Below are 26,456 nucleotides of genomic sequence, written 5' to 3' on the forward strand. Positions count from 1 at the left end.
GGCTTCCTAGGCGGTGGCGGTGAAGAAGGAGCGCGCGCGGCGGAACACCGCACGCAGGAACTTGAAGAGCAGCCAGGTGACGATCCACATGAGCACCACGGTGATGGCCAGCAGGACCGCGAACAGGACGGGGTGGCTCGTGGCCAGCCAGAGTGCGCCGACCACCAGGCCATCTTCGACCAAGCTCATGGCGACGTTGGAAAACGGCTCGGGCGAACTGTTGATGGCCGCTCGCGTGGTGGTCTTGGCGGCCTGGCTGGTGGCGGCCAGCGATCCGCCCAGCAGCGCGGCGGCCAACGCAACAGCGCCGCCGTCGGCGCCGAACACACCGGCGGCCAGGGCGGCTCCCGCCGGAATCCGGACCACGCTGTTGACCATGTCCCACAGCGAATCGACCACCGGGATCTTGTCGGCAAAGAACTCCACGAACAGCATGAAGCCGCTCGCGCCGAGCAGCGCCGGGTGCTGCAGCACCTGCAAACCAGTGGGGAGGTCCATCCATCCCATGGCGCCCGCGATGCCCACCAGAAACACCACCGCGTAGAGACGAAAGCCGCTGGCCCAGCCGAGGGCGCCCGCGAGCGCCAGCAGCTCGGGTGTGCCCAGGGTGGCGAACCAGTCGGCCATGCTCGTGGATCCGCGTCGGCGCGTCAGTCCGCCGGCAGCCAGGCCGGGGCGCGCTTGTTCAGGAACGATTGCAGGCCTTCACGGCCTTCGTCGCTGGCGCGCACGTCGGCGATGCGGCGCGCGGTTTCTGCGCGCAGCGCTTCGGTGATCGGCAGGCCCACCACGTCGCGCACCAGGCGCTTGCATTCCCTCGAGGCCCGGGGACCGTTCGCGACCAGCGTGCGCACCAGTTCATCCACCTTTTCGTCCAGGGCGTCGGCGCTGCAAAGCTCGTGCACGAAGCCCAGCGCATGGGCGCGGGCCGCGCTGAAGCGCTCTGCGGTGACCATGTAGCGGCGCGAGGCCTGCGCACCCATGGCGCGTGCCACGTAGGGGCTGATGGTGGCGGGCAACAGCCCCAGGCGCGCCTCGGACAGGCAGAAGGTCGCGCCTTCCACCGCCACCAGCACATCGCAGATCGCGGCCAGCCCCATGCCACCGGCGTAGCAGTCACCCTGGATGCGGCCGACCACCGGCATCGGGCACTGGTCCAGCGTCCACAACATGTCGGCCAGCTTCTGCGCATCGGCGCGGTTCTGGTCCCAGTCGTAGCCGGCCATGGTCTTCATCCAGTTCAGGTCGGCGCCGGCACAGAAGGCCTTGCCATGAGCGCCCAGCACCACGACGCGCAGCTCTTCATCCTTCGACAGTTCGCCAAACGCCGCGGTCAGGGCGGCGATCACATCGTCGTTGAAGGCATTGCGCACGTCCGGACGGTTGAGCCACACGCGCGCCACATGCGGCGAGGGTCGGGTCACATCGATCACGTTGCTCATGGGATTCCTCAATACCTCTTGGCCACTTCTTCCAGCATCACCTCGGTGGCACCGCCGCCAATGGCGAGCACACGGGCATCCCGCCACAAGCGTTCGATGGCCGTCTCGCGGATGAAGCCCATGCCGCCATGGAACTGCTGGCAGGTCTGCACCACCTCGTTGACCAGCTCGCCCGTGAGCGCCTTGAGCATGGAGACTTCCTGCACGATGTCATGGTTCTGTGTGACGCTCCAGGCGCAGTGGTACATGAACTGCCGCGCCGCGCGCACCTTGGCGTCCAGCATCGAGATGCGCTGGCGGATGGTCTGCTTGTCCCACAGCGTGGCACCAAAGGCCTGGCGCTGGCGCACGTAGTCCAGCGTGAGCTGCAGTGCCTGGGTGCAGTGGCCAATCGCCATGGCCCCGAGCGCGATGCGCTCGGTCTGGAAGTTCTTCATGACCGAATAGAAACCCTTGCCCACTTCGCCGAGCACGTTCTCCTGCGGAACGCGCACGTTGTCCAGGATGAGTTCGGCCGTGTCGCTGGAGAGCCAGCCAGTCTTCTTGAGCGCCCGGCCGACCGAGAAGCCCGGCGTGCCCTTCTCGACGATGAACATGGTCATGTCGTGGCGCGCGCTGCCGGTCTTGGCGGCGATGAAATACAGGTCGGCGTGCACGCCGTTGGTGATGAACATCTTGGTGCCGTTGAGCACCCAGTCGTTGCCCTCCTGGCGCGCCGAGGTGCGGATGCCCGCCACGTCGGAGCCCGCGCCGGGCTCGGTGATGCCCACCGCCGTGATCATCTCGCCCGACGTCACCTTGCCGAGGTATTTCGCCTTCTGCGCGGCGTTGCCCGCGTGGTGCAGGTGCGGACCGGCCATGTCGGTGTGCACCAGCACGGTGATGATGAAGCCCGCAAAGGTGGATTGCGAAAGCGCCTCGGCGAACACCAGGTTGGTCATGGCGTCGGCGTCGGCACCGCCGTGCTCGCCATCGAACGCGATGCCCAGCAGGCCGGCCTGACCCATGCGGCGCAGCACGTCGCGCGGCACCATGCCGGTTTCTTCCCAGGCGGCCGCGTGAGGCTCCACTTCGCTCGCGAGAAACCGCGCGACCTGGTCGCGCAGGAGTTCGTGGTCAGGGTTGTCGTAGATCGTCTTTGTCATGCCCATGTCTCCAGTTGTTGTGTGGTCGGCGCGCCATGTCTCATCCAGAAACACCGCGGAACCGGCTTTGCCGGGCCGCGGGTGTTGCCCCCTTCAGGGGAGTGGCGCCGAAGGCGACGCGGGGGGTGCTCACTGCTACATCCGGAAGATGCCGAATTTCGGTTCGCCGATCGGCGTGTTGAGCGCGGCCGACAAAGCCAGGCCGAGCACGCGGCGGGTGTCTGCGGGGTCGATCACGCCGTCGTCCCACAGGCGCGCGCTCGAGTAGTAGGGGTGCGACTGGTGGGCGAACTGGTCGAGCACGGGCTGCTTGAATTTCGCCTCTTCCTCAGCGCTCCAGGTGCCGCCTCTGGCTTCGATCCCATCGCGCTTGACGGTGGCCAGCACGCCGGCGGCCTGCTCGCCACCCATCACGCAGATGCGCGCGTTGGGCCACATCCAGAGGAAGCGCGGGCTGTAGGCGCGGCCGCACATGCCGTAGTTGCCCGCGCCGTAGCTGCCGCCGATGATGACCGTGAACTTGGGCACCTGCGCGGTGGCCACCGCCGTGACCATCTTGGCGCCGTGCCGCGCGATGCCTTCGCTCTCGTATTTCTTGCCGACCATGAAGCCGGTGATGTTCTGCAGGAACAGCAGAGGCACCTTGCGCTGGCAGCACAGTTCGATGAAGTGCGCGCCCTTTTGCGCGCTTTCCGAGAACAGCACGCCGTTGTTCGCCACGATGCCGATCGGCATGCCTTCGATGTGCGCGAATCCGCACACCAGCGTGGCGCCGAAACGCGCCTTGAACTCATGGAATTCGCTGCCATCCACGATGCGGGCGATGATCTCGCGCACGTCGTAGGGCTTGCGCGTGTCGACCGGAATCACCCCGTAGAGCTCCTGTGGGTCGTACAACGGCGCGCGCGGTTCGCGCAGTGCCTGGGTGGCGACCTTGCGGCGGTTGAGCGTGGCCACGGCCTGGCGTGCCAGGGCGAGCGCGTGGGCGTCGTTCTGCGCCAGGTGATCGGCCACGCCGGACAGGCGCGTGTGCACGTCGCCGCCGCCCAGGTCTTCGGCGCTCACGATCTCGCCAATCGCCGCTTTCACCAACGGCGGGCCGCCCAGGAAGATCGTGCCCTGGTTCTTGACAATGATGGTCTCGTCGCTCATGGCCGGCACGTACGCGCCACCGGCGGTGCACGAACCCATCACCACGGCGATCTGCGCGATGCCGTTGGCCGACATGTTGGCCTGGTTGTAGAAGATGCGGCCGAAGTGATCGCGGTCGGGGAACACGTCGTCCTGGTTCGGCAGGTTGGCGCCGCCCGAGTCCACCAGGTAGATGCACATCAGGTTGTTCTGTATGGCCACCTCCTGCGCCCGCAGGTGTTTCTTCACCGTCATGGGGTAGTAGGTGCCGCCCTTCACGGTGGCGTCGTTGCAGACGATCATGCAGTCCACACCACTCACGCGGCCGATACCGGTGATGACGCCGGCGCAAGGCGCGCTGTCGGTGCCGTCGCGATCCGGGTACATGTTCAGCGCGGCCAGCGGGCTGAGCTCGAGGAATGGCGTGCCCGGGTCCAGCAGCATCTGCACGCGGTCGCGGGGCAGCAGCTTGCCGCGCTTCGTGTGCTTGGCGCGCGCCGCTTCGCCACCCCCCAGCGTGGCCTTTTCCACCTGCGCCCGAAGGTCGTCGACCACCGCGCGCATGGCCCGGGCATTGGCCTGAAAGTCGGCGGAACGGGCGTTGAGTTGTGTCTCCAGGATCGGCATGGATGGCATCCGTGGTTGTTTTCGGGGATTGTGGAGGATAGACAGCGCGCCCACGCGCCGTGGGCCACGCAGGTTGCAAATCGCGCCAAATCGGTGGAAACTTCGTCGATGTCCGACCCGTCCGAAGCCAGCGCCATCCAGCACGGCCTAGCACTCACGCCAATCGCCCTGGTGAGAGCGATGGTGCAGGCTTATGCCAACCGCGGCCTGGATGCCGGAGGGGCACTGGCGCAGGCACAAATCAGGACATCTGATCTCCATGACCCCGCAGCCCGCATCACCGCCACCCAGATGGAGGTGATTTCCGGGACCGCCATGCGCGAACTCGACGACGAAGCGTTGGGCTGCTTTGACCGCGCCCTGCCCTGGGGCAGCTATGGCCTGCTCGCTCGCGCTTCGCTGTCGGCACCCACACTGGGCATCGCCCTCAAGCGCTGGTGTCGTCACCATGGCCTGCTCGCCAACGATCCGCGACCCGTGCTCGAGACCGAAGGCGACACGACCCGAATCGCTGTGCACCTGAAGCGCGACACGGGTCCGATGACCGAGCTATGCGTGGTGTCCCTGCTGCGCAACATCCACGGCCTGGCGTGCTGGTACGTGGACTCCCGCATCCCGCTGCAGGGCGCGCAGTTCCCTTACCCCGCGCCGCTGCACGTCGATGCCTACGCCCTGCTCTTCGACGGCCCTTCCCGCTTTGACGCCACCCATGCGGCGATCCATTTCGACACGCGTTACCTGGACTTGCCGGTGAGGCGCGACGAAGCGGCCATGACGCAACTGCTGCAGCGCGCACTGCCACTCACCGTGCGCTCGTTCCGGCGCGATCGCCTGCTGGTGCAGCGCGTGCGCCAGGTGCTGGCGACCCAGCCGCTGGACGCGCACAACGCCGACGACCTGGCTGCCTTGCTCAACCTCTCGGCCCGCACGCTGCACCGCCAACTCAAGGAAGAAGGCGCTTCCCTGCAGGCGCTCAAGGACGAGGTGCGCCGCCAGCGCGCCACCGAGCTGCTGCTGCGCACCAAACGCCCCATCAAGCAGGTGGCGCAGGCAGCCGGATTTCAGAACGAGAAGAGCTTCATCCGGGCGTTCAAGGCGTGGATGGGCACCAGCCCCGCGGAGTTCAGGGAGGCCTCGACGGCGCCCCCGCGAGTACCTGGGCTCGGGTCACCGGGACAGGATCCAGGGGACGATGATCTGCAGCTGGTCGTCTGAGATCTGCGGATTGGCGGGCATCGGCGTGGGGCCAAACACCCCTGCACTTCCCTGTCGTATGCGCTGCTCAAGAAGGCCGGGCGCCGGTGGATTTCCCCGGTAGAAGTCCGCAATGGCTGCAAAGGATGGCCCGACTGACCCCGTACCTGTCTGTGCATGACAGACCACGCAATTCGCCCGCTGAAGAATTTCCAGCGGTTCTGTGGCAGGTGGTGGGGGCACCGGCAAAGGATCACAGGACTCATATCGGATGCCATTGGGGTGGAGCTCCGACCATTCCAGCGCGCCCCCACTGGTCAACCGGCACATGACGAGCTTGTGGCCGAAGTTGGCAGACGCATCGTTGTAGATGTGACTGAAGGCGTCTTGCACCGCTTCGCTGGAGATGCCTCGGCAAGTCTGGCCATTCACCGTCCACGTCCACACCTGGGCCGGGCACTTGGGCGCCGGTGGCGGGGCAGTGTCCTGGCACGACGAGGCGGCCTGCTCGATCCAGCGACCATTGGAGCAAGCGAATGCCGCGTTGCCCATGACGTTGTCTTCGCGATCTTCCAGATTCCAGACACTGCCTGACACATTGGCGCGAGCACGCGCAAAACACTGAACACCGGACCCAGTCCAGCTGACGTTTTGCGCAGCACAGGGCGCAGGAGGGGCAGCAGGCGACGTGGTCACCTTGCTCGCGGGCAGGGCGTAGTTCAGTCCCGTCGGAAATCCATCCGCTGCCACGTCGAGACCACCCTCATACAGCCAGGCCCCCTCCAACCGCCAGAGGTCGTTCAAGCTGAATCCATTCACCAGCAGGGAGGGCAGCGCCAGTCTGATGGCGTCACCGATCACCACGGTGTCCGGTGTCAGACCCGGCTGTTGCGCATCGGCGCTGCCCCTGATGTCGAATCGAACCCGATCGACCAGAGTCCCGTCCAGCGTGCTGCTTCCGACCCAGGTCACCGTGTTCTGGGGGTTGTCATTGGTCAACGAGCCCAAGGCATTCGCGGCGCACTGCGGATCAGCAAAGAAGTCGACGCGAAACGTGTATCTGGCGGTGGTGGCCGAATTGGGCAGGACAGTGGATGCCATCCGGGCATACACCATGCCGCCTTGGTCCAGATTGATCTGGGTCCCCAGGGCCTCGCAGGTGCTGACGTAGTGGCCCGCGTACTTGTCCATGGCGCCAGCGCTCTGGCCAGCCTCAGAATCGCCTCCCCCTCCCCCTCAACCGCCCAGCAGCGCACACGCCATCGCTACCACCCCGGTCTTGATTCTTCGTGTCATGTCATCCTCTACGTTTTGTTGCATTTATACACAAAATGCAACGAGGATGGCAGAAAGCCCTGCCTAAGGCGGGTTGAGCCAGAGGCTTTCGAGCTCGCTCATGTGGCTGAACACGCGGTGCAAGTGCATGCCATCGAACGCGCGCCCATGGCCCTCCGGGCAATACCCCCACACCGTGGCACCCGCCGCCAGGCCAGCCTGAGCGCCGGTGGCGGTGTCTTCAATCACCAGGCAGCGCGACGGGTCCACGCCCAGGTGGGCGGCAGCAGCCAGGTACACATCGGGCGCAGGCTTGGAGCGGGGCTGGTCGTGGCCGCTGAAGATGCGCTCGCCAAAGTAGGGCAGCAGGCCGACATGGTCGAGCTGCATCACCACCTTGGGCCGGTCGGCACCGGATGCACAGGCGATGCGGCCTTCAACCCTCGCATGGATGGCGGCCACCGCGTCCACCGCACCCTGAACGGCCTTGAGTTCGGCCAGCAGGCGAACGTTGCGCCGCTCGTAAAACGCGTGCAGCCAGGCCTCGGTGAACGGCTGTCCGGTTTCGGCCTCGATGCGCGCACGCTCGTCACGCACCGCCTTGCCGATGAAGATCTGCATGCACTCGGCCTGCGTGATCGCCCAGCCACTCTCGTTCAAAACCTCGCGCAGCACGCCATTGGTGATGGGTTCGCTGTCGACCAGCACACCGTCGCAATCGAACAATACCGCTTCGAACATGTCTTCCCTCAGTTGAAGATGTCGCCATCCACATAAAACCACTGGCCACTTTCCCATACGAAGCGGCTGCGCTCGTGCAGGCGCTGGCCCCGGCCCTGGCGGCGGGAGCGCGCCACGAACTCGACCTCGGCACGGGTCTCATTGACCACCCTGTGGCGCTTCACCTCCAACGCCAGCCACTTCACGCCCGGCTCCAGTTCCAGGGTGTCGGGCCTGGTGCTCGCGTGCCAGGTCGCCAGCAGGTGCGCCACGTCGCTGCGCACAAACGCGGTGTAGCGCGAGCGCATGAGGCGTTCGGCATCGGGCGTGGGCAGGCCGGTACCCAGGTAGCGGCCACAGCAGGCACCGAATGCGGCGCCGCTGCCGCAAGGGCACACGTCCTTCATCCGCCCTTCTTCGCCTTGCGTTGCTCCAGCGTTTCGGTGGGAGCGTCCTGCTTCAACCATTCGGTGAAGCCACCATCGATGTGGGCCACGTTGTCCATGCCCATCTCGCGCAGCGACTTCGTGGCGAGTGCGCTGCGCCAACCCGCGCCACAGAACAGCACGAATTCCCTGGCCTCGTCGCCGAAGACGGGTTTGAAATACGGCGACGCGGGATCGACCCAGAATTCCAGCATGCCGCGCGGCGCGTGCACTGCACCGGGCGCAGTGCCTTCGCGTTCGAGCTCGCGCACGTCGCGGATGTCCACCAGCTGCAGCGTCGGGTCGCCGGCCTGCAGTCGCTCGCGCACCTGGGCGACGCTGTAAGTGGTGATCTGCGCGGTGGCCTCGTCCACCAGCGCGCGGAATCCTTTGGTGATGGGCATGGGCGGGTCTCCGTAGTAGGCGGATTATCGATGCCCTTGCGCCCAGCCGGGTCTTGGCGAGGCGGGTTCCAATGACGGCCTGTTCCCCTGCATCCAAGGACCCCTGATGAGCTCTCTCGACGGCTTCCCCATCACCCAGAAGTGGCCCGCCACGCACCCCGACCGCCTTCAGCTGTATTCGCTGCCCACGCCCAACGGCGTCAAGGTGTCGATCATGCTGGAGGAGACCGGCCTGCCGTATGAGCCGCATCTGGTGAGCTTCGAGACGAATGACCAGATGTCGCCGGCCTTTCTTTCGCTCAATCCGAACAACAAGATCCCTGCCATCCTGGACCCGGACGGACCCAACGGCCAGCCGCTGGCGCTGTGGGAATCGGGCGCCATTCTGGTGTACCTCGCCGGCAAGACGGGCCAGTTCCTGCCCACCGACGTGGCCGCGCGCTTCGAAACCCTGCAGTGGCTGATGTTCCAGATGGGCGGCGTCGGTCCCATGTTCGGCCAGCTCGGCTTCTTCCACAAATTCGCCGGCAAGGACTTTGAGGACAAGCGACCGCGCGACCGCTACGTCGGCGAGACCAAGAGGTTGCTGGGCGTGCTGAACCAGCGCATGGAAGGCCGCGACTGGCTCATGGGCGACGAGTACACCATTGCCGACATCGCCACCTGGCCGTGGGTGCGCAACCTGGTGGGCTTCTATGGCGCTGGCGAGCTCGTGGGCTTCAAGGACTTCCCGAACCTCGCACGTGTGCTGGAAACATTCGGAGCGCGTCCGGCTGTACAGCGCGGCCTGAACATTCCGCCGCGCGGTTGAAGTGTCTTTTCCAGTGGCGCCGCGGATCTGGCTTTGCCAGACCGCAGGCGCCGCCCCCTGGAGGGGGTGACGCGCTGAAAGCGCGGCGCGGGGGTGGACCTACTTCCTCCAGAAGTGGCCCGTGAATAGAACCAGCACGGCAAGCAGTTCCAACCGGCCCAGCAGCATCGCAAACGTCAGCACCCAGATCTGCACGTTGCTGAGCACGCCGAAGTTGCTCGCTGGCCCCACGTCGCCCAACCCGGGACCGATGTTGTTCACGGTGGCGACCACCGCGGAGAACGCGGTGACGATGTCGAGTCCCGTGAACAGCAACACCATGGTCAGGCCCATGGTCGCGGCGCCGTAGATCAGCATGTAGCCGAGCACGGCGGTCATGACCGAGGCAGGCATGACGCGCCCGCCCAGCGTGACCGGGTTGACCACACGCGGGTGGATGATGCGCACCAGCTCACGCCGCGCCTGCTTGACCAGCAGCACCATGCGCACGAGCTTGATGCCGCCGCCCGTGGACCCTGCGCACGACACGAAGCAACCGAGGAACATGAGCAGCACCGGCGCAAACACCGGCCATTGCGCGTAGTCGACCGACGCATAACCGGTGGTCGTGGCGACCGAGACCACGTGGAAGGCGCTCGTGCGCAAAGCCTCGGGGAAATCGGCCACCACCCCCTCGGCGGCCAGCAGGATCGCCACGGCGACGATGGACACCGTGAGGATGGCGATGTAGGTGCGAATTTCCCGGTCGTTGGTGAGCGGGCGCAGCGTGCGGTGGCGAATGACGATGAAGTACCGCATGAAGCTCACGCCAGCCAGCGTCATGAAGACGGTGGCCACGGCCTCGATGGCGTGCGAATCCCAGTGGCCGAAGCTGGCATCGTGTGAAGAAAATCCGCCCAGGCCCATGGTGGTGCACATGTGCATGAAGGCATCGGGCCAGCTCATGCCTGCCCAGCGGTAGGCGAGCATGCAGGCCACCGAGAACATCACGTAGACGCCCCAAAGGCCACGCGCCGTTTCGGCGATGCGCGGGGTGAACTTGGTGTCCTTCATGGGGCCCGGCGTCTCGGCCCGGTAGAGCTGCACACCGCCCAGGCCCAGCAGCGGCAGCACGGCCACCACCAGCAGCATGATGCCCAGGCCCCCCACGAGTTGCAGGAAACAACGCCAGACATTCACCGACACCGGCAGCGCGTCCAGGCCCGAGAGTGCGGTCGCCCCCGTTGCCGTGAGCGCGCTCATGGCCTCGAAGTACGCCTTGGTCCAGGTGATGTCGGGAACGGTGAACATCAGCGGCGCGGCGGCGAAGGCGGGCAGCAGGGTCCACACCAGGTTCACGAGCAGGAAACCGTCCTTGGCCTGCAGTTCTCGCCGGTACCTGCGCGTGGTCTGCCAGAGGATCAGGCCGCAAGCGGTGGTGAAGCCAAAGCCATAGGCCCACACCAGGGCGTGGTGCTGTTCGTCCAGCGCCCACGCCCATGCCAGCGGCACCAGATACGCAGGCGAGAACGCCAGCACGATGCGCGAGAAAACGGAGAGAACCGGGAGCAGGCTGTGCAGCACGAAAACGACCTGGCGTCAGCCGAAGAAGGTGGCGCCCACCTGGAACAGCTTTTCCACTTCGCGCACGAGGCGCTTGTTCGGAATGAACATGATGATGTGGTCGTCGGCCTCGATCACCGTGTCGTGGTGGGGCATCAGCACTTCGGACTTGCGACCCTCGCCTCGCACGATGGCGCCGATCCGCGCTCCCTTGGGCAGCTTGACTTCTTCCACCTTGCGACCCACGAGCTTGCTGGTCTTCACATCGCCGCGTGCGATGCCCTCGAGCGCTTCGGCCGCCCCGCGACGCAGGCTGTGCACCGCCGCCACGTCGCCACGGCGCAGGTGCGTGAGCAGTTCACCAATGACGGTCTGAGACGGCGAGATGGCGATGTCGATCGTGCTGCCCTGCATCATGTCGGCGTAGGCGCGGCGGTTGATGAGCGACATCACCCGGTTGGCGCCCATGCGCTTGGCCAGCATGGCCGACATGATGTTGTCCTCGTCGTCGCTGGTGAGCGCGAGGAACATGTCCATCTGCCCCACGTTCTCTTCGAGCAAGAGGTCTTCGTCGGCACCGTCGCCCTGCAGGATGAGCATGCCGGAAGGCAACTGGCTGGCCAGGTAGTCGCACCGCTTCTTGTCGCGCTCGATGATCTTGACCTGGCACTGGCCTTCCAGCGTGCGCGCGAGCCGAAGACCGACCCGGCCACCGCCGGCGATCATGATGCGGCGCACCGGCTCGTCGATGTTGTGGATGGCTCCCAGCACGTAGCGGATCTTCTGCGTATCGGCCAGGACGAAGACTTCGTCGCCCGCGAGGATGCGCGTCTGCTTGGTGGCTTCCATCTCCGTGTCGAGCCGGTAGAGCGCGACCACGCGCATTTCGGCTTGAGGGAAACGGTCGCGAAACTCGCCGATGGTGTGCCCCACCAGCGCACCGCCATGGGTGGCGCGAACGGCGATCAGGCTGGCGCGGCCGTCGGCGAACTCCAGCACCTGAAGCGCCTCGGGGTAGCTGATGAGCTGGTGGATGTAGCGGGTGACCGATTCTTCCGGGCAGATGACGTGGTCCACCGCGAAGCCGTTCTTGCCGAGCAGCGCGTCGCCTTCGTTGAATTCCGGCGATCGCAGGCGGGCGATGGTGCTGGGCACATTGAACACATCGTGCGCAATCTTGCACACCACGAGGTTGGCTTCGTCGTTGGCGGCACAGGCAATCACCATGTCGGCATCCTTGGCCCCGGCCTCCTGCAGCACCGAGGGCTGAATGCCGTTGCCGACCACCCCACGTAGATCGATGCGCTCCTCCAGGCTGCGCAACCGGGCCGGATCCATGTCGATCACGGTGATGTCGTTCTGCTCGGAGACCAGGCTCTCTGCGACGCTCTCGCCCACTCTGCCGGCGCCGAGGATGATGATGTTCATGGTCGCGGGATCATACGCGGGGAGTTGAGGTATCCCGTGATTTCTCCACCGCACCTCGCGGGTTCGACGACGCGGTGTGCTCTGCTCCGCGGCTGTCCTCCGGCGGCGAAGCCGCCTCGGGGAACATCCGCGGAGCCGTGCCCCAAGGCCGCCGATGACCGGAACCTCAGGAAAAAATCAGAAGTTCAGGCCAGCGCTCTCTGGATGATGATCTTCTGCACGTCGGAAGTGCCTTCATAGATCTGGCACACCCGCACATCCCGGTAGATGCGCTCCACGGGAAAGTCGTTCACGTACCCATAGCCGCCGTGCACCTGGATCGCTGCCGAACATACCGCTTCGGCCATCTCGCTGGCAAACAGCTTGGCCATGGCGGCCTCCTTCAGGCAGGGCTCACCCGCATCCCGCAGCGCGGCTGCATGGTGCGTGAGCGCGCGCGCAGCCTCGATCTGCGTGGCCATGTCGGCCAACCGGAAGCCCACCGCCTGGTGGTTGAAGATCGGTTGACCGAAACTCTCGCGCTGCTTGGCATAGGTGAGCGCGCACTCCAGTGCACTGCGCGCCATGCCGATGCTCTGCGCCGCGATGCCGATGCGCCCGCCTTCCAGAGCCGAGAGCGCGATCTTGTAGCCCTCGCCCTCGGCGCCAATGAGATTTTCCGCCGGGATGCGACAGTTCTCGAACCGGATCTGCGCAGTGTCGCTGCTGTGCTGGCCCAGTTTCTCTTCCAGCCGCTCCACCACGTAGCCCGGCGTGCTGGTGGGCACCACGAACGCGCTCATGCCCTTCTTGCCAGCGCCCTTGTCCGTCACCGCAATCACGATCGCCAGGTGTCCGTTCTTGCCGCTGGTGATGAACTGTTTGACGCCGTTGAGCACGTATTCATCGCCCCGCTTCGCCGCTGAGGTGCGCAGCGCCGACGCGTCCGAGCCCACGTGCGGCTCGGTGAGGCAGAACACGCCCAGCATCTGGCCGGCGGCCAGCGGGCGCAACCATTGTTCCTGCTGGCGCGGATTCCCATAGCGCATCAGGATCGCATTCACCGGGCAATTCGTGACACTGATGGCGGTGCTGGTGCCGCCGTCACCGGCCGCGATTTCCTCCAGCACCACCGCCAGCGTCACGTAGTCCAGACCGGCGCCACCCAACGCCTCGGGCACGCAGATGCCGTAGGCGCCCAGCTCGGCCAGCCCCTGGTGGACGTCCTTCGGAAAGTGGTGCTCCTTGTCCCATCGCGCGGCGTGCGGCCACAGCTGCTCCTGGGCAAAGGCACGCACCGCGTCGCGGATCATGAGTTGGTCCTGGTTCAGCATGGTGGCGTCCTGCGTCCGGTCAAGCCAGCTCGACGGCCATGGCGGTGGCCTCGCCGCCGCCAATGCACAACGTGGCCACGCCCTTCTTGCCGCCGCGCGCTTTCAGCGCGTGGATCAGCGTGACCAGGATGCGCGCGCCGCTGGCGCCGATGGGGTGGCCCAGTGCACAGGCGCCGCCGTTCACGTTGACCTTTTCGTGCGGAATGTCCAGCTCGGTCATGAGCGCCATGGGCACCACGGCGAAGGCTTCGTTGATTTCCCACAGGTCCACATCCCCCACGCTCCAGCCCGTGTTCTTCAGCAGCTTCTGCGTGGCGCCCACCGGGGCGGTGGCGAACCAGTTGGGTTCCTGCGCGTGGGTGGCATGACCCACGATGCGGGCCAGCGGCTTCGCGCCGAGCTTCTTCGCCGTGGACTCTCGCATGAGCACCAGTGCGGCCGCACCGTCGTTGATCGACGAGCTGGAAGCGGCCGTGATGGTGCCGTCCTTCTTGAAGGCGGGCTTGAGGCTGGTGACCTTGTCAAGCTTGACCTTGCCCGGGCCTTCATCGGTGGACACCACGCGCTCGCCGCTGCGGTCCTTCACCGTCACGGGCGTGATCTCGGCGGCGAATGCGCCGCTCTCGGTGGCGGCCTTGGCGCGCGTGACCGAGGCAATGGCAAAGGCATCCTGCTGTTCGCGGGTGAAGCTGTATTTGGCAGCGCAGTCTTCGCCAAAGGTGCCCATCGATCGGCCGGGCTCGTACGCGTCTTCCAGGCCGTCGAGCATCATGTGGTCGTACACCTTGTCGTGGCCGATGCGGTAGCCGCCGCGGCCCTTCTGCAGCAGGTAGGGCGCATTGGTCATGCTTTCCATGCCACCGGCCACCATCACGGTGGCGCTGCCTGCGGCCAGCATGTCGTGAGCCAGCATGGTCGCTTTCATGCCCGAGCCGCACATCTTGGAGAGCGTGACGGCGCCGGCCGACTTGGGCAAGCCGCCCTTGAAGGCCGCCTGCCGCGCGGGCGCCTGGCCCTGGCCCGCCATCAGGCAGTTGCCAAAGAGCACCTCGTCGACCTGCGCGGGGTCGATTCCTGCGCGCTGCACCGCCGCCTGGATGGCCGCGCCGCCGAGGTCGTGCGCCGACAGGCTGGCGAAATCGCTCTGGAACGAGCCCATGGGGGTGCGCGCGGCACCGACGATGACGATGGGGTCTTGCTGGGACATGAAGCTCTCCTTGAAGGGTGAAGAAAAAGAAATCAGGCGAGCGCGTGGGCGAGGAAGCGCCGGTCGCGTTCGTAGGGGAAGACATCGTGCACATGGCCGGCGGCGATGCGCTCCTTGTGCTGCTGCCAGAAGTCGGCATCGAGCAGGTCGGCGTGGTGCTTCATGAACACCTCGCGCACCATGTCGTTGCCGAGCAGGAAAGGGGCGAAGGTTTCCGGAAACACGTCGTGCCGGCCCACCGGGTACCAGACCTCGCCGGACATCTCGTCTTCTTCATGACGCGGCGCTGGCACGCGGCGGAAATTGCAATCGGTCAGGTATTCGATTTCATCGTAGTCGTAGAACACCACCTTGCCGTGGCGGGTGATGCCGAAGTTCTTCCACAGCATGTCACCAGGAAAGATGTTGCCGGCCACGAGGTCCTTGATGGCGTTGCCGTACTCGATCACCGCGCGCTCGACCTGGGCTTTCGCGCCGGCGTCGAACGCCTCCTGAAGGTAGATGTTCAGCGGGATCATGCGGCGCTCGATGTAGACGTGCTTGAGCACCACCTCGGTGGTACCGTCTCCGTCGCGGTCGCTGATCTCGAGCTGGCTGGGCGCGAATTGCTCGATCTCGGCGATCAGCTCGTCCGTGAAGCGGTCGCGCGGGAATCCCACCTCCGAGAACTCCAGCGTGTCGGCCATGCGACCCACGCGGTCGTGCTGTTTGACCAGCAGGTATTTGCCGCGAATCTGCTCGCGCGAAGTGTCCTTCTGCGGGGGGTAGAAGTCCTTGATCAGCTTGAACACAAAAGGAAAACTTGGCAGATCGAACACCAGCATCACCATGCCCTTGATGCCGGGCGCGATGCGGAACTGGTCGGTGCTGTGGCGCATGTGGAAGAGGAAGTCGCGGTAGAAGAGCGTCTTGCCCTGCTTGGCCAGTCCGAGGGCGTTGTAGAGCTCGGCACGCGGCTTGCGCGGCATCATGCCGCGCAGGAACTGCACATACGCGCTGGGCACTTCCATGTCGACCATGAAGTAGGCACGCGCAAAGCTGAACAGCATGAGCAGGTCGTCTTCGCCGAAGAGCGCGGCGTCGATCACCAGCTTGCCTGCGGTGTTGTGCAGCACGGGCAGCGCGAACGGCACTTCCTGGAAGCCGTTGATGATCTTCCCCACCACGTACGCGCCCTTGTTGCGGTAGAACAGGCTGGAGAGCACCTGGAACTGGAAGTTCGCTCGCAGCCGCGTGTGGTCGAAGTGCGGCAGCATGGCGGCCAGCACCAGGCCTGCGTCCCGCGGCAAGTCTTCGAAAGGCACTCGCAGGTCGAAATCCTGCAGCAGGTGCAGCACCTCCGCCTGCAACGTGTCGGCTGCGGGGTAGTAGCACCGGTACGTGGGGCGCGCGCTGGGCTCTTCGTTCTCGATGTACTCGGTGGAGACGGCCGGACGCACGAAGATGAAATCGTTCTGGAAGTACGCGCGCTGGAGGATCTTGGTGGTGACGGAGTTGAAGAAGGTCTCGGCCAGCTCTGGCTGGTGGTGGTTCACCAGCAGTCCGATGTAGTGCAGCTTGACCTGCTCCCACACGGCCATGGGCTGCTGGTCGGCCTGGAACTCCTTCATGAGGCGCATCAGGCATTCCTTGACCCGCAGGTCGTAGAACTCGATGCGCTCGCGCTGCGCCCGCTGCTGTCCCAGCCAGTCGCGCGTTTCGAAGCGGTGCTTGGCGCGGGCGGACTCGGTGCGGAACAGCCGGTAGTGGCGGTTGAAACCGTCCAGCATCGCCTTGGCGATGCCATAGGCCTGCGGGGCATCCAGGCGTTGGGGAAACATGGTGCGGGGGGCAGGGATGTCCCGCAAGGTTCGAAGCAGAGTGGCGCTGATCGTTCAGCTCTGGCGCACAGCACCCACGCCCGCCACGGCGGCGCGGTACACCGGCTCGATCTGTGCCCTGCCGTCCACCGTCATGTGCATATCGTGCAGCAGACCATCGCGCAGGCCGTACACCCAGCCGTGCAGCGTGAGGGACTGGCCCCGCGCCCAGGCGTCCTGCACCACGGTGGTCTGCGCCACGTTCATCACCTGCTCGATGGCATTGAGCTCGCAGAGCACATCGGCACGGTGCTGTTCGGGCGTGGCCTCGATCAGCGCCGAGTGGCGGTCGCGGACGTCCTTGATGTGTCGCAGCCAGTTGTCGGCCAGGCCCACGCGGACGTCGCGCAGCGCCGCCTGCACACCACCGCAACCGTAGTGCCCCACCACCATGAGGTGCTGCACCTTGAGCATGTCCACCGCGTACTGGATGGTGGACAGGCAGTTGAGGTCGGTGGGGACCACCACGTTGGCCACGTTGCGGTGCACGAACACCTCGCCCGGGTCCAGGCCGGTGATCTGGTTGGCCGGCACGCGGCTGTCGGAGCAGCCGATCCACATGTATTGCGGGCTCTGCTGGGCCAGCAGGTCCGTGAAGAAGGTGGGACGCGCGGCCACCATCTCGGCGGCCCAGTCGCGGTTGCGCTGAAACAGGTTGGTGAGCTGTGAGGTCATGGGGCGATCTTAATCAGCAGGTCTCGGCAAACAACTCCCGTCCGATCAGCATGCGGCGGATCTCGCTGGTGCCGGCGCCGATCTCGTAGAGCTTGGCGTCGCGCCACAGGCGACCCAGCGGGTATTCGTTGATGTAGCCATTGCCACCAAAGATCTGGATGCCGTTGCCCGCCATCTTCGTGGCCTCCTCGGCGCACCACAGGATCACCGACGCGCAGTCCTTGCGCACCTGGCGCACATGCTCGGCACCCAGCAGGTCGAGGTTCTTGGCCACCGTGTAGGCGAACGAGCGGCCGGCCTGCAACACCGTGTACATGTCGGCCACCTTGCCCTGGATGAGCTGGAATTCCCCGATGCTCTGACCGAACTGCTTGCGGTCGTGGATGTAGGGAACGATGTTGTCCATGACGGCCTGCATGATGCCCAGCGGCCCGCCGGTGAGCACGGCGCGCTCGTAATCGAGCCCGCTCATGAGCACCTTGGCGCCGTTGTTGAGGCCGCCCAGGATGTTCTCCACCGGAACTTCCACGTTGTTGAACACCATCTCGCCGGTATGGCTGCCGCGCATGCCCAGCTTGTCGAGCTTTTGCGCGGTGCTGAATCCCTTCATGCCCTTTTCAACGATGAACGCCGTGACGCCGCGCGCGCCCATCTCGGGTTCCGACTTGGCATAGACCACCATGGTGTCGGCATCCGGGCCGTTGGTGATCCACATTTTGCTGCCGTTGAGCAGGTAGTAGCCGCCCTTGTCCTCGGCCTTGAGCTTCATGGAGATCACGTCCGAACCCGCGCCGGGTTCGCTCATCGCCAGCGCGCCCACGTGTTCGCCGGAGATCAGCCGGGGCAGGTACTTCTGGCGTTGCGCATCGCTGCCGTTGCGCTTGATCTGGTTCACGCACAGGTTGCTGTGCGCGCCATAGGACAGCCCCACCGACGCGCTGGCGCGGCTGATTTCCTCCATGGCGATCATGTGGGCCAGGTAGCCCATGCCGGCGCCGCCGTATTCCTCGCCCACGGTGATCCCCAGCACACCGAGGTCGCCCATCTTGCGCCACAGGTCCATGGGGAACTGGTCGTTCGCGTCGATCTCGCCCGCGCGTGGGGCGATCTCGGCCTGGGCGAATTCGCGCACCGCGTCGCGCAGGGCATCGATGTCTTCGCCAAGCTGGAAGTTCAGGCCGGGGAGCTGGTTCATGGGGTCGTCCTCTGGATATGAATGGGATCGCGGGCTCAGCCCTGGATGTGTTCGCGGCCGGTCACGGCCATGAGCGTGCAGCCCATGGTGGCGACCAGCTTTTCTCGGCCTGCGTCGATGGCAAACGCCTGGCCTTCGCAGACCGTGACGGTGCGCCCGGGCTTGATCACGGTTCCGACCATGCGGAAACGTTCACCTTGCGCCGGCGCCAGCAGGTTGATCTTGAACTCGATGGTGAGCACCGCCGCGTCGTCGGCCATCAGGGTGAACCCGGCGTAGCCACAGGCCGAATCGAGCGCCGTGGCCACCATGCCGGCGTGCAGGAAGCCATGTTGCTGGGTCAGCAGCTCGGCCCATGGCAGGGTGATCACCACCTGCCCGGGGCGCACGTCGGCCAGCGTGGCACCCAGCGTCCGCATGGCCGCCTGACGGCCGAAGCTCTCGCGGGTCCGGGCGTCGAAATCGGGGTTGCGGGGTTCGAAAGCGGGTGGGTTCACATCAGCCTCGGTGGTGCAGACAGCCCGCGATTCTACGTTGACGTTTACGTAAACGTCAATTCAGGAAGACAGCCCTCAGGCCACCAGCCTGGACAGCAGCAGGCGCGTGGCCCTGACGTAGGGCGCTGCCGGCTCGCCCCGGGCAATGGCCAGGGCGGCCCGGTCGAACATGGCCGAGAGCAGCACGGCCAGCTCCTGCAGCGGCTGCCCGGCGCCAGGCAGGGCCTGGCGCAGGCCTTCGAGCAGGGCCTGGAAGCCGGCCAGTTCGTTCAGCGCCCTCACCCGCTCGGCGCCGAGCACCGCGGGTGCCTCCAGCAGCAAGAGCCGCGCGCGCCCTTTTTCCGCCATGGCGGCGAAATAGGCCTGGGCGCCGGCCATCAACGCCTCCACCGCATCGGCGTGAACGCGCGATTGCAAGGCGATCTCATCCGCTACCTCCAGCGCCGCCTGCTCGGCCACCGCCTCGAACAACTGCGCCTTGTCGGCAAAGTGGTGGTACAGCGCGCCACGGGTGACGCTGGCGGCCGAGACGATCTGCGGCGTGCCGGTGGCGGCGTAGCCGCGCTCCTCGAAGAGGGCTCTTGCGGCCTGAATCAGGGCGGCCCGGGTGGCTTCGGTGCGTTCTCCCTGTGATCGACGGTTCATGAGGGCCTCTTTAAATACATGCAGTCTGTATGTTATATTTCAATTGCATGCACATTGTATGTATCTTTCTCAAGGAGCCCGACATGAAATCGACGCAGTACTACCCCGTCCTCATGACCGATCGCGTGGCAGACACCGCCCGCTTCTACGAAGACCACTTCCGCTTCTCCCGGCAGTTCGACAGCGACTGGTACATCCACCTGCAGTCCCGTGAAGACGCCTCGGTCAACCTGGCCGTGCTCGACCGCAACCACCCCACCATCCCCGCAGCCAGGCGCGGTCAGCAGGTGAACGGGCTGCTGCTCAACTTCGAGGTGTCCAACGTGGACGCCGAGTACGAACGCGCCGTCGAACAAGGGCTCGACGTGCTGCTGGCCATCCGCGACGAGGACTTCGGTCAGCGCCATTTCATCGTTCAGGACCCCAACGGCGTGATGATCGACGTGATCCAGCCGATCCCGCCGAGCGAGGCGTTCCTGCGCCAGTACGCCGACGGCGCCGCGGCGAGCTGAAGTCGTCAGGCGGCGGCGCGGCTCAGGTAGAGCAGCACCAGGCCCACGGCTGCAGGCAGCGCCTGCACAAAGAGAATCTTGCGGCTGGCGGTGGCCGCGCCGTACAACCCGGCCACCAGCACGCAGGCGAGGAAGAACACCTTGACGCCGAATCCCTCGGGGCCGAGCCACAGGCCCCAGACGAGGCCGGCGGCCAGGAAGCCGTTGTAGAGCCCCTGGTTGGCGGCCAGCACCTTGGTGGCCGCCGCGGAAGCCGGCGTCTGGCCAAAAGCACGCAGGCCGGCGGGCTTGTCCCAGAGGAACATCTCGAGGACCATGAAGTAGACGTGCAGAAGGGCGACGAGACCGATGACGACGCTGGCGACCACGGACATGAGGAATCCTTGTTGAGGCAACACTCGGGCGCCGCAGCTTACGCCTTCTTCTCCACCTTGCCCAGAAGCGCGCGGGCTTCCTTCTCGTGCGTCTTCACCTCGTCGAGGTTGGCCACCAGGTCGGCCATCTGCTCTTCGAGTTCGCGCCGGTGATCGGCCAGCACCGCCAGGAACTTGCGCAGTTGCGGACCGGTGTCGCGCGGGCTGTCGTACATGTCGATGATCTCGCGCGCCTCGGTGAGCGAGAGGCCGAGGCGCTTGGCGCGCAAGGTGAGCTTGAGTCGCGTGCGGTCGCGCGCGGTGTAGACCCGGTTGCGCCCCCCGGGACCTTCGCGCTGGGGCTGGAGCAGCCCCATGTCCTCGTAGAAACGAATGGCGCGGGTGGTCAGGTCGAACTCGCGCGCCAGGTCGCTGATGGTGTAGGTCGGGTTCGTCGCCATGGGTTGGGAATGACCTTGCGTGCGGTGTCGGGTTTCAGACAGTGCGAGACGTGTTCGCTCCGTAGAATGCCTGGAGTCTTTACGTTTACGTCAACGTCACTTGGCGATCTTAACGGAATCCCGTTGCCATGAGCCTGTCCCGCGAGCAGCTTGAAGCCCGGCTGCACTACCCCCTGGGCGACACCCTGCCCGCCTCTGGCCGATCGCTGGAAGTGGCGCCGGGTGTGCGCTGGATCCGCATGGGACTGCCGTTCGCGCTGGACCACATCAACCTCTGGTTGCTTCGCGACGAGATCGATGGCCGTGAGGGCTGGACGGTGGTGGACTGCTGCATTGCCCACGATGCGGCGAAAGCGCAATGGGAAGCCATCTTCGCCAGCGAACTGCAGGGACTGCCGGTGCTGCGCGTGATCGTCACCCACATGCACCCCGACCACATTGGCCTGGCCGACTGGTTGTGTGAGCGATGGAACTGCCGGCTTTGGGTCAGCGCGACCGATTTCGCCATGGCTCGCCTGGGCTCACAAAGCACCAGCGGTTTCGGTGGCGAAGCCGCCGCCGATTTCTTTGCGGCCAACGGCCTCAGCGATGCGGAGAGCCTGGCGAAGATCCGGGGCCGTGCCAGCTACTACCCCAGCCTCGTGCCTTCGGTGCCCAGCGAGTACCGGCGCCTGTACGACGGCCTGCAGGTGCCCATCGGTGGGCGCCGCTGGCGCTGCATCAGCGGCTACGGCCACGCGCCGGAACACATGGCACTGCACTGCGAAGAGCTGGGCGTGATGATCAGCGGCGACATGGTGCTGCCACGCATCTCCACCAACGTGAGCGTGTACGACCAGGAGCCGGAGGCCGATTCCTTGACGCTCTTCCTGGACTCGCTGGAAAAGTACCTGCCGCTGCCCGCCGACACCCTGGTGCTGCCATCGCACGGCAAACCCTTCACCGGCCTGCACGAACGCATCCAGCAGTTGAAGGACCACCACCGCGACCGCCTGGCCGAAGTGATGCAGGCCTGCCATGAGAAACCCTGCAGTGCCGCCGATGTGCTGCCGGTGCTGTTCCCGCGCGCGCTCGACCTGCACCAGACCACCTTCGCCATCGGCGAAGCGGTGGCGCACCTGCACTGGTTGTGGATGGCCGGCGAGCTCAGGCGCGAACGGGACGCTCACGGCGTCTGGCGGTTTGCCGCCGCCTGATGCGACCGATCACTCGTCCAGCGGAACCGCCGCTTCCCTCAATGCGCGCCGCCGCTCGGCGTGATCGGGCAGCACGCTGGCCACCACGTCCCAGAAGCGTGGGCTGTGGTCCATGTGGCGCAGGTGGCTGAGCTCGTGCACCACCACGTAGTCCACCATTTCCATCTTCAGGTGAATGAGCCGCCAGTTCAGGCGGATGCTGCCATCGGCGCTGGCGCTGCCCCACCGCGTGCCCGCGCTGGACAGGCGCAGCTTCGTGTAGCGCACCCCGAGCTGGGGTGCGAAGTGATCGAGCCGCTGCGTGAAAAGCTGCTTCGCCTGGCGCATGAGCCAGGCTTGTGCGGCATCGCGGATCTGGCGCTCATTGGCGTTGTGGGCCAGGCCCAGGCGCAGGGTGGCCATCTGGCCATCGGTGTCGAGCACGGCGCCCACCTGGGTGAACCCATGTGCCGGATCCAGCGCCAGCCGCAGCCGCGCGCCCAGGTAGTCGAACTCGGCGCCGTCGGCCCAGACGATGCGCGCTTGGTCGAGTTCGCTGGCGCGTTCGCGGGCGCTCTGCAGTTTCTCCAGCACCCAGGCCGACTTGTCGTGCAGCAAGGCCTCCACCTCGCCCACGGGCGTCCAGCGCGGCGCACGCACGCTCAGGCCATCGGTGCTGATGGACAGGCCGATCGTGCGGCGCTTGGCGCGCTTGAATTCGTAGCCCACGTCGCACGAGCCCAGGCGCAGCACGCGGTTGGCGCGCGGGTGGTGCCAGGCAGCGGGTTGGAACACCTGCGTCATCGACAGCGCAGGGGGCTCGGGTCTGCGGGGCGCGGGCGCTGGCGCGGCGGCAGCAGGCGCCGCGGCGGGCTCGGGACCGCTGAAGAAATCAAGCGCCAGCTGAACGAAGCGCTGCATGCCTCGCCTCAGGCCGCGTGGTACGCGTCAGGGTCGAGTCGCCGCATCTCGGCTTCGATCCACGCCTCCACCTCGCGCATCAGCTCGTCGGGCTCTCGGCCCTGGCTGGGGATGGGCTTGCCGATGGAGAGCTCGACCACGCCGGGCTTCTTGATGAAGGCCTTGCGCGGCCAGCACTTGGCCGACGTCACTGCAATCGGGATCACCGGGGCGCCGGTTTCCACGGCCAGCCGCGTTCCACCGCTCTTGTACTGACCCTTCTGTCCACGCGGTATGCGCGTGCCCTCGGGAAACATGATGACCCAGGTGCCCTGGTTCAACAGCCGCTGGCCCTGCTCCACCACCTTGTTGAAGGCCTGGGCGCGTTTGCTTCGATCGATGTGGATCATGTCCATGCGGCCCATGGCCCAGCCGAAGAACGGCACATAGAGCAGCTCCTTCTTGAAGACGTATGCCAGCGGATGCGGCATCAGCGTGGGCATGCAGAAGGTTTCCCAGGTGGACTGGTGCTTGAGCAGCAGAATGGCCGGCGCCGTGCTGCCCACGGGCAGGTTCTCGAAGCCGATCACCTCGTTGCGGATGCCCAGCATCAGCTTGCCGCTGTTGACCGCCAGGCGCAGCCAGCCCGCGCACATCCAGTAGATCTGCGTGCTGTTGAGGAACGGTGCGGCCACCAGCACGGCGAGCGCCCAGGGAACGACCGTGATCGCCATGAACAGCGTGTGCAGGATGGCGCGCAGCAGGTTGACCAGGATCATGGGAGAGGTTCTTCAGTTCGTGGTCGGCTGCGCAAGCAGCCAGTCGGCAAAGGCGCCAAGATCTTCATGGGTCATCGTCAAGGGCGGCAGGTTGGGCGCCAGCGCAGCCAGGTCCTGCGCGCCGCCGAGTCCCAGACGCCCGCGCAGATGCTCGGACTTGCCGGTCAGCAGCAGGTGCGTGGGGCAGCCCGCGCGGGCGGCGGCCTCCATGTGGCGGATGGAATTGCCAGCGGCGGGTGCGTTCGCCAGCGGCGCGCCGAAACGTTCGCCGATCTGCTCGAACAGGCCGGGCGCTGGCTTGCGGCAACGGCATGCATCTTCGGGCGCGTGCGGGCAGAAAAACACCGCCTCCACACGCGCCCCCACGGCGGCGAGCTGGCGGTGCATCTTGGCGTGAATGGCGTTGAGCGAGACCATGTCGAACAGGCCACGGCCAATCCCGGACTGGTTGGTCGCCAGCACCACGCGCCACCCTCCCTGGTTCAGCCGTGCCACGGCTTCCAGCGCACCCGGCAGCGCCTCCCACTCGTCCGGCGAGGCGACGTAGTCGTCGCGGCTGCGGTTGAGCGTGCCGTCGCGGTCGAGGATGAGCAGCTTCATGGCATCAGGCCAGACGGGACAGATCGGCCACGCGGTTCATGGCTTCGTGCAGTTGCTTGAGCAAACCCAGGCGGTTGGCCTTGAGCGCGGGATCGTCGGCATTGACCATGACGCCATCGAAGAACGCGTCCACCGGCGCACGCAGCGCGGCCAGCGCCTGCAGCGAGGCGGTGTAGTCGCCCGACTCGAAACTCGCGTTGGCGGCGGGCACCGTGGCCCGCATGGCGGCATACAGGACCTTTTCGGCGGCTTCCACCAGCACGGACTCGTCCACGGTCGCCGCAACGTCGCCTTCGGCCTTCTTCAGGATGTTGCCAATTCGCTTGTTGGCCGCGGCCAGCGAGGGCGCCTCGGGCAGCGCGGCAAAAGCCCGCACCGCGGCCAGCCTGGCGGGGATGGACGACCACTGGCCCAACTGCCGCGCATAGATGGCGGCATCCACCTCAGCCGGGGAAAAGCCCGCATCGCGCAGGTACCCTTTGAGCCGCTCGATGAGGAACTCGTCGAGCTCCACGCTCCGGTCCTGCAACAACCCCGCCGGGAATGCCGCAAAGGCCAGGCGCGTGAGCTGATGGAATTGCAGCGCCAGCTTGCCTTCCATGAGCATGCGCACCACGCCCAGCGCATGCCGCCGCAACGCGAACGGATCCTTGTCGCCGGTCGGCAGATTGCCGATGCCGAACATGCCCACCAGCGTTTCCAGCTTGTCGGCCAGGGCCACCACCACGCCCGTGGCGTTGCGCGGCAACTCGTCGCCCGCGAAACGTGGCTTGTAGTGGTCTTCGATGGCGAAGGCCACTTCTTCCGACAGGCCATCGTGGCGCGCGTAGTAGCCACCCATGACACCTTGCAGTTCAGGGAATTCCCCCACCATGTCGGTGAGCAGATCGGTCTTTGCCAGTTGTGCGGCGGCGTCGGCGCCCTTCGCCAGCACGTCGCCGCCGAGTTGCTGGCCGATGGCGCGTGCGATGGCGCGCACGCGCTCCACGCGCTCGCCCTGCGTGCCCAGCTTGTTGTGATAGACCACCTTCGACAGGCCTTCGACGCGCGAAGCCAGGGTTTTCTTCCGGTCCTGGTCGAAGAAGAACTTCGCATCGGCCAGACGCGGGCGCACGACGCGTTCGTTGCCCCCGATCACAGCGCCCGGATCGTCGGGCGTGATGTTGCTCACCACGAGGAACCGGTGCGTGAGACGGCCTGAGGCCTCGAGCAGCGGAAAGTACTTCTGGTTCGCCTTCATCGTGAGGATGAGGCACTCCTGCGGCACATCGAGGAACTGCTTCTCGAACGCACAGACCAGCACATTGGGCCGCTCGACCAGCGCCGTCACCTCGTCGAGCAAGGCGTCGTCATCGATGGGCCGGCAGCCGCCGCCCACCTTCGCGGCAGCCGCCGCGAGCTGGCGCGCGATCTCGGCCTTGCGCTCGTCGAACGAAGCGATGACGGCACCATCCCTGGACAGCGTGGCGGCATAGGCATCGGCGTCCCGCAGCACCACGGGCGAGACGGCAGCCTCGAACCGGTGGCCGTGCGTGGTGTTGCCTGCCGTGAGCCCCAGCACCTTCACGGGCACCACCGTGCTGCCGTGCAGGGCGACCAGCCCATGCGCGGGTCGCACGAAGTTCACGCTGCTCCAGCCAGGCAGGTCGCAGTCGGTCTCCAGCTGGTAGCTCATGACCTTGGGGATCGGCAGCTTCGCAATCGCCTCGTCGAGCGATTTCTGCAGGCCGGTGGGCAGGTCGACGCCCGCCTGCACGCTGTCGAAGAAGAGCGCCTCCGCCTTGCCGTCTGGCGCTCTCTTGAGGCCTGGCACCGCCGAGGCGTCGGCGCCCAGCGCGCTCAGGCGCTTGATCAGCGCGGGCGTCGGCTGGCCACTGGCGTCCAGGCCCACGCTCACCGGCATCAACTTTTGCGACACGGCCTTGTCGGCGGCGCGCGCGAGCACGCCGCTGACGTGCGCAGCCAGCCGGCGCGGCGACGCAAATGCGGTCACGGCGGCATCGGCCGACGCCAGCCCCTGCGCCTTGAGCTGATCGCCCAGCACGGTGGCAAAGGCATCGCCCAGCTTCTTCAGTGCCTTGGGTGGCAACTCTTCAACGAACAGCTCGACGAGCAGGTTCTGTGCGGTCATTCTTGTACTT

General features: G+C 66.0%; 27 protein-coding genes. 4 read left to right on the plus strand and 23 right to left on the minus strand.

Annotated features, from left to right (window positions below):
• Positions 1–6: 6 nt before the first annotated feature.
• The 4 genes from ACTIEY_RS05445 to ACTIEY_RS05460 all read right to left on the minus strand — a co-directional run bounded on the left by ACTIEY_RS05445 (position 7) and on the right by ACTIEY_RS05460 (position 4,345).
• Positions 7–627, minus strand: a complete 621-nt coding sequence (locus ACTIEY_RS05445) for a DUF4126 domain-containing protein (protein ID WP_439518069.1) — start codon at positions 625–627, stop codon at positions 7–9.
• A gap of 23 nt (positions 628–650) precedes the next feature.
• Positions 651–1,442 carry an enoyl-CoA hydratase/isomerase family protein gene (locus ACTIEY_RS05450; protein ID WP_439518070.1) on the minus strand — a complete coding sequence of 264 codons (792 nt, stop codon included), beginning with the start codon at positions 1,440–1,442 and terminating at the stop codon, positions 651–653.
• Between the two features lie 8 nt (positions 1,443–1,450).
• Positions 1,451–2,587 carry an acyl-CoA dehydrogenase family protein gene (locus tag ACTIEY_RS05455; RefSeq protein WP_439518071.1) on the minus strand — a complete coding sequence of 379 codons (1,137 nt, stop codon included), beginning with the start codon at positions 2,585–2,587 and terminating at the stop codon, positions 1,451–1,453.
• A 135-nt stretch (positions 2,588–2,722) separates the two neighbouring features.
• On the minus strand, positions 2,723–4,345 hold the full coding sequence (locus tag ACTIEY_RS05460) for a carboxyl transferase domain-containing protein (protein ID WP_439518072.1): 1,623 nt from the start codon (positions 4,343–4,345) through the stop codon (positions 2,723–2,725).
• Between the two features lie 108 nt (positions 4,346–4,453).
• Here ACTIEY_RS05460 and ACTIEY_RS05465 point away from each other — a divergent pair, with 108 nt between their 5' ends.
• A complete protein-coding gene (locus ACTIEY_RS05465) occupies positions 4,454–5,560 on the plus strand; it encodes an AraC family transcriptional regulator (protein WP_439518073.1) in 1,107 nt (368 codons plus the stop codon).
• On the opposite strand, the gene ACTIEY_RS05470 is transcribed toward ACTIEY_RS05465, so the two are convergent.
• From ACTIEY_RS05470 to ACTIEY_RS05485, 4 genes are all read right to left on the minus strand, one after another.
• Positions 5,513–6,730 carry a c-type cytochrome gene (locus ACTIEY_RS05470; protein ID WP_439518074.1) on the minus strand — a complete coding sequence of 406 codons (1,218 nt, stop codon included), beginning with the start codon at positions 6,728–6,730 and terminating at the stop codon, positions 5,513–5,515. The genes ACTIEY_RS05465 and ACTIEY_RS05470 overlap by 48 nt on opposite strands.
• A gap of 168 nt (positions 6,731–6,898) precedes the next feature.
• Positions 6,899–7,555, minus strand: coding sequence for an HAD family hydrolase (locus ACTIEY_RS05475; protein ID WP_439518075.1), 657 nt, complete (start codon positions 7,553–7,555; stop codon positions 6,899–6,901).
• 8 nt (positions 7,556–7,563) lie between these two features.
• Positions 7,564–7,941 (minus strand): YchJ family protein, encoded by a 378-nt coding sequence (locus tag ACTIEY_RS05480; protein ID WP_439518076.1) that lies wholly within the window; start codon positions 7,939–7,941, stop codon positions 7,564–7,566.
• Positions 7,938–8,363, minus strand: a complete 426-nt coding sequence (locus tag ACTIEY_RS05485) for a rhodanese-like domain-containing protein (protein ID WP_439518077.1) — start codon at positions 8,361–8,363, stop codon at positions 7,938–7,940. Before ACTIEY_RS05485 ends, ACTIEY_RS05480 begins: the two co-directional genes overlap by 4 nt.
• Positions 8,364–8,469: 106 nt before the next feature.
• Here ACTIEY_RS05485 and ACTIEY_RS05490 point away from each other — a divergent pair, with 106 nt between their 5' ends.
• Positions 8,470–9,174 carry a glutathione binding-like protein gene (locus ACTIEY_RS05490; RefSeq protein ID WP_439518078.1) on the plus strand — a complete coding sequence of 235 codons (705 nt, stop codon included), beginning with the start codon at positions 8,470–8,472 and terminating at the stop codon, positions 9,172–9,174.
• 99 nt (positions 9,175–9,273) lie between these two features.
• Here ACTIEY_RS05490 and ACTIEY_RS05495 read toward each other — a convergent pair whose 3' ends face one another.
• The 9 genes from ACTIEY_RS05495 to ACTIEY_RS05535 all read right to left on the minus strand — a co-directional run bounded on the left by ACTIEY_RS05495 (position 9,274) and on the right by ACTIEY_RS05535 (position 19,535).
• On the minus strand, positions 9,274–10,734 hold the full coding sequence (locus ACTIEY_RS05495; RefSeq protein ID WP_439518281.1) for a TrkH family potassium uptake protein: 1,461 nt from the start codon (positions 10,732–10,734) through the stop codon (positions 9,274–9,276).
• Between the two features lie 18 nt (positions 10,735–10,752).
• The gene (trkA, locus tag ACTIEY_RS05500; protein ID WP_439518079.1) at positions 10,753–12,144 is read right to left on the minus strand and encodes a Trk system potassium transporter TrkA; all 1,392 of its coding nucleotides are present in this window, start codon (positions 12,142–12,144) and stop codon (positions 10,753–10,755) included.
• 185 nt (positions 12,145–12,329) lie between these two features.
• Positions 12,330–13,457, minus strand: a complete 1,128-nt coding sequence (locus ACTIEY_RS05505; RefSeq protein ID WP_439518080.1) for an acyl-CoA dehydrogenase family protein — start codon at positions 13,455–13,457, stop codon at positions 12,330–12,332.
• A gap of 19 nt (positions 13,458–13,476) precedes the next feature.
• On the minus strand, positions 13,477–14,664 hold the full coding sequence (locus ACTIEY_RS05510) for an acetyl-CoA C-acyltransferase (RefSeq protein ID WP_439518081.1): 1,188 nt from the start codon (positions 14,662–14,664) through the stop codon (positions 13,477–13,479).
• 32 nt (positions 14,665–14,696) lie between these two features.
• Positions 14,697–16,484 (minus strand): bifunctional isocitrate dehydrogenase kinase/phosphatase, encoded by a 1,788-nt coding sequence (gene aceK / locus ACTIEY_RS05515; RefSeq protein WP_439518082.1) that lies wholly within the window; start codon positions 16,482–16,484, stop codon positions 14,697–14,699.
• Between the two features lie 54 nt (positions 16,485–16,538).
• Positions 16,539–17,198: a carbonate dehydratase gene (gene can / locus ACTIEY_RS05520; protein ID WP_439518083.1), complete on the minus strand. Its 660-nt coding sequence runs from the start codon at positions 17,196–17,198 to the stop codon at positions 16,539–16,541.
• Positions 17,199–17,211: 13 nt separating this feature from the next.
• Positions 17,212–18,393, minus strand: a complete 1,182-nt coding sequence (locus ACTIEY_RS05525; protein WP_439518084.1) for an isovaleryl-CoA dehydrogenase — start codon at positions 18,391–18,393, stop codon at positions 17,212–17,214.
• A gap of 35 nt (positions 18,394–18,428) precedes the next feature.
• Complete coding sequence (locus ACTIEY_RS05530; protein WP_439518282.1) at positions 18,429–18,812, minus strand: PaaI family thioesterase; 384 nt, start codon at positions 18,810–18,812, stop codon at positions 18,429–18,431.
• Between the two features lie 153 nt (positions 18,813–18,965).
• A complete protein-coding gene (locus ACTIEY_RS05535) occupies positions 18,966–19,535 on the minus strand; it encodes a TetR/AcrR family transcriptional regulator (RefSeq protein WP_439518085.1) in 570 nt (189 codons plus the stop codon).
• Positions 19,536–19,618: 83 nt separating this feature from the next.
• On the opposite strand from ACTIEY_RS05535, the gene ACTIEY_RS05540 reads away from it, so the two are divergent.
• Complete coding sequence (locus tag ACTIEY_RS05540) at positions 19,619–20,047, plus strand: VOC family protein (RefSeq protein ID WP_439518086.1); 429 nt, start codon at positions 19,619–19,621, stop codon at positions 20,045–20,047.
• A gap of 5 nt (positions 20,048–20,052) precedes the next feature.
• Here ACTIEY_RS05540 and ACTIEY_RS05545 read toward each other — a convergent pair whose 3' ends face one another.
• Together ACTIEY_RS05545 and ACTIEY_RS05550 are read right to left on the minus strand one after the other, a co-directional pair.
• Positions 20,053–20,421, minus strand: coding sequence for a DUF1304 domain-containing protein (locus tag ACTIEY_RS05545; RefSeq protein WP_439518087.1), 369 nt, complete (start codon positions 20,419–20,421; stop codon positions 20,053–20,055).
• Positions 20,422–20,459: 38 nt separating this feature from the next.
• Positions 20,460–20,861, minus strand: coding sequence for a MerR family transcriptional regulator (locus ACTIEY_RS05550; RefSeq protein WP_439518088.1), 402 nt, complete (start codon positions 20,859–20,861; stop codon positions 20,460–20,462).
• A gap of 128 nt (positions 20,862–20,989) precedes the next feature.
• Between ACTIEY_RS05550 and ACTIEY_RS05555 the strand changes: the two genes are divergently transcribed.
• Positions 20,990–22,057, plus strand: a complete 1,068-nt coding sequence (locus ACTIEY_RS05555) for an MBL fold metallo-hydrolase (protein ID WP_439518089.1) — start codon at positions 20,990–20,992, stop codon at positions 22,055–22,057.
• A 9-nt stretch (positions 22,058–22,066) separates the two neighbouring features.
• Here the strand turns inward: ACTIEY_RS05555 and ACTIEY_RS05560 are convergent, their stop codons facing one another.
• The 4 genes from ACTIEY_RS05560 to glyS are packed head-to-tail and all read right to left on the minus strand — an operon-like array spanning position 22,067 to position 26,446.
• Positions 22,067–22,957 (minus strand): M48 family metallopeptidase, encoded by an 891-nt coding sequence (locus ACTIEY_RS05560; RefSeq protein WP_439518090.1) that lies wholly within the window; start codon positions 22,955–22,957, stop codon positions 22,067–22,069.
• Positions 22,958–22,965: 8 nt separating this feature from the next.
• Complete coding sequence (locus ACTIEY_RS05565; protein WP_439518091.1) at positions 22,966–23,715, minus strand: lysophospholipid acyltransferase family protein; 750 nt, start codon at positions 23,713–23,715, stop codon at positions 22,966–22,968.
• Positions 23,716–23,727: 12 nt separating this feature from the next.
• Positions 23,728–24,315 carry a D-glycero-beta-D-manno-heptose 1,7-bisphosphate 7-phosphatase gene (gene gmhB, locus ACTIEY_RS05570; RefSeq protein ID WP_439518092.1) on the minus strand — a complete coding sequence of 196 codons (588 nt, stop codon included), beginning with the start codon at positions 24,313–24,315 and terminating at the stop codon, positions 23,728–23,730.
• A gap of 4 nt (positions 24,316–24,319) precedes the next feature.
• Entirely contained in the window at positions 24,320–26,446 is a 2,127-nt protein-coding gene (gene glyS, locus ACTIEY_RS05575; protein ID WP_439518093.1) for a glycine--tRNA ligase subunit beta, read from the minus strand.
• Positions 26,447–26,456: the final 10 nt, after the last annotated feature.

The sequence above is a fragment of the Hydrogenophaga sp. genome, assembly GCF_051858985.1.
GTDB lineage: Bacteria > Pseudomonadota > Gammaproteobacteria > Burkholderiales > Burkholderiaceae_C > Hydrogenophaga.

Excerpts from the sequence above, each read along its gene's own strand:
- ACTIEY_RS05445 (WP_439518069.1), bottom strand. The coding sequence starts at position 627 with ATGGCCGACTGGTTCGCCACCCTGGGCACACCCGAGCTGCTGGCGCTC.
- ACTIEY_RS05450 (WP_439518070.1), bottom strand. The coding sequence starts at position 1,442 with ATGAGCAACGTGATCGATGTGACCCGACCCTCGCCGCATGTGGCGCGC.
- ACTIEY_RS05455 (WP_439518071.1), bottom strand. The coding sequence starts at position 2,587 with ATGACAAAGACGATCTACGACAACCCTGACCACGAACTCCTGCGCGAC.
- ACTIEY_RS05460 (WP_439518072.1), bottom strand. The coding sequence starts at position 4,345 with ATGCCGATCCTGGAGACACAACTCAACGCCCGTTCCGCCGACTTTCAG.
- ACTIEY_RS05465 (WP_439518073.1), top strand. The coding sequence starts at position 4,454 with ATGTCCGACCCGTCCGAAGCCAGCGCCATCCAGCACGGCCTAGCACTC.
- ACTIEY_RS05470 (WP_439518074.1), bottom strand. The coding sequence starts at position 6,730 with ATGGACAAGTACGCGGGCCACTACGTCAGCACCTGCGAGGCCCTGGGG.
- ACTIEY_RS05475 (WP_439518075.1), bottom strand. The coding sequence starts at position 7,555 with ATGTTCGAAGCGGTATTGTTCGATTGCGACGGTGTGCTGGTCGACAGC.
- ACTIEY_RS05480 (WP_439518076.1), bottom strand. The coding sequence starts at position 7,941 with ATGAAGGACGTGTGCCCTTGCGGCAGCGGCGCCGCATTCGGTGCCTGC.
- ACTIEY_RS05485 (WP_439518077.1), bottom strand. The coding sequence starts at position 8,363 with ATGCCCATCACCAAAGGATTCCGCGCGCTGGTGGACGAGGCCACCGCG.
- ACTIEY_RS05490 (WP_439518078.1), top strand. The coding sequence starts at position 8,470 with ATGAGCTCTCTCGACGGCTTCCCCATCACCCAGAAGTGGCCCGCCACG.
- trkA (WP_439518079.1), bottom strand. The coding sequence starts at position 12,144 with ATGAACATCATCATCCTCGGCGCCGGCAGAGTGGGCGAGAGCGTCGCA.
- ACTIEY_RS05505 (WP_439518080.1), bottom strand. The coding sequence starts at position 13,457 with ATGCTGAACCAGGACCAACTCATGATCCGCGACGCGGTGCGTGCCTTT.
- ACTIEY_RS05510 (WP_439518081.1), bottom strand. The coding sequence starts at position 14,664 with ATGTCCCAGCAAGACCCCATCGTCATCGTCGGTGCCGCGCGCACCCCC.
- aceK (WP_439518082.1), bottom strand. The coding sequence starts at position 16,484 with ATGTTTCCCCAACGCCTGGATGCCCCGCAGGCCTATGGCATCGCCAAG.
- can (WP_439518083.1), bottom strand. The coding sequence starts at position 17,198 with ATGACCTCACAGCTCACCAACCTGTTTCAGCGCAACCGCGACTGGGCC.
- ACTIEY_RS05525 (WP_439518084.1), bottom strand. The coding sequence starts at position 18,393 with ATGAACCAGCTCCCCGGCCTGAACTTCCAGCTTGGCGAAGACATCGAT.
- ACTIEY_RS05530 (WP_439518282.1), bottom strand. The coding sequence starts at position 18,812 with ATGCGGACGCTGGGTGCCACGCTGGCCGACGTGCGCCCCGGGCAGGTG.
- ACTIEY_RS05535 (WP_439518085.1), bottom strand. The coding sequence starts at position 19,535 with ATGAACCGTCGATCACAGGGAGAACGCACCGAAGCCACCCGGGCCGCC.
- ACTIEY_RS05540 (WP_439518086.1), top strand. The coding sequence starts at position 19,619 with ATGAAATCGACGCAGTACTACCCCGTCCTCATGACCGATCGCGTGGCA.
- ACTIEY_RS05545 (WP_439518087.1), bottom strand. The coding sequence starts at position 20,421 with ATGTCCGTGGTCGCCAGCGTCGTCATCGGTCTCGTCGCCCTTCTGCAC.
- ACTIEY_RS05550 (WP_439518088.1), bottom strand. The coding sequence starts at position 20,861 with ATGGCGACGAACCCGACCTACACCATCAGCGACCTGGCGCGCGAGTTC.
- ACTIEY_RS05555 (WP_439518089.1), top strand. The coding sequence starts at position 20,990 with ATGAGCCTGTCCCGCGAGCAGCTTGAAGCCCGGCTGCACTACCCCCTG.
- ACTIEY_RS05560 (WP_439518090.1), bottom strand. The coding sequence starts at position 22,957 with ATGCAGCGCTTCGTTCAGCTGGCGCTTGATTTCTTCAGCGGTCCCGAG.
- ACTIEY_RS05565 (WP_439518091.1), bottom strand. The coding sequence starts at position 23,715 with ATGATCCTGGTCAACCTGCTGCGCGCCATCCTGCACACGCTGTTCATG.
- gmhB (WP_439518092.1), bottom strand. The coding sequence starts at position 24,315 with ATGAAGCTGCTCATCCTCGACCGCGACGGCACGCTCAACCGCAGCCGC.
- glyS (WP_439518093.1), bottom strand. The coding sequence starts at position 26,446 with ATGACCGCACAGAACCTGCTCGTCGAGCTGTTCGTTGAAGAGTTGCCA.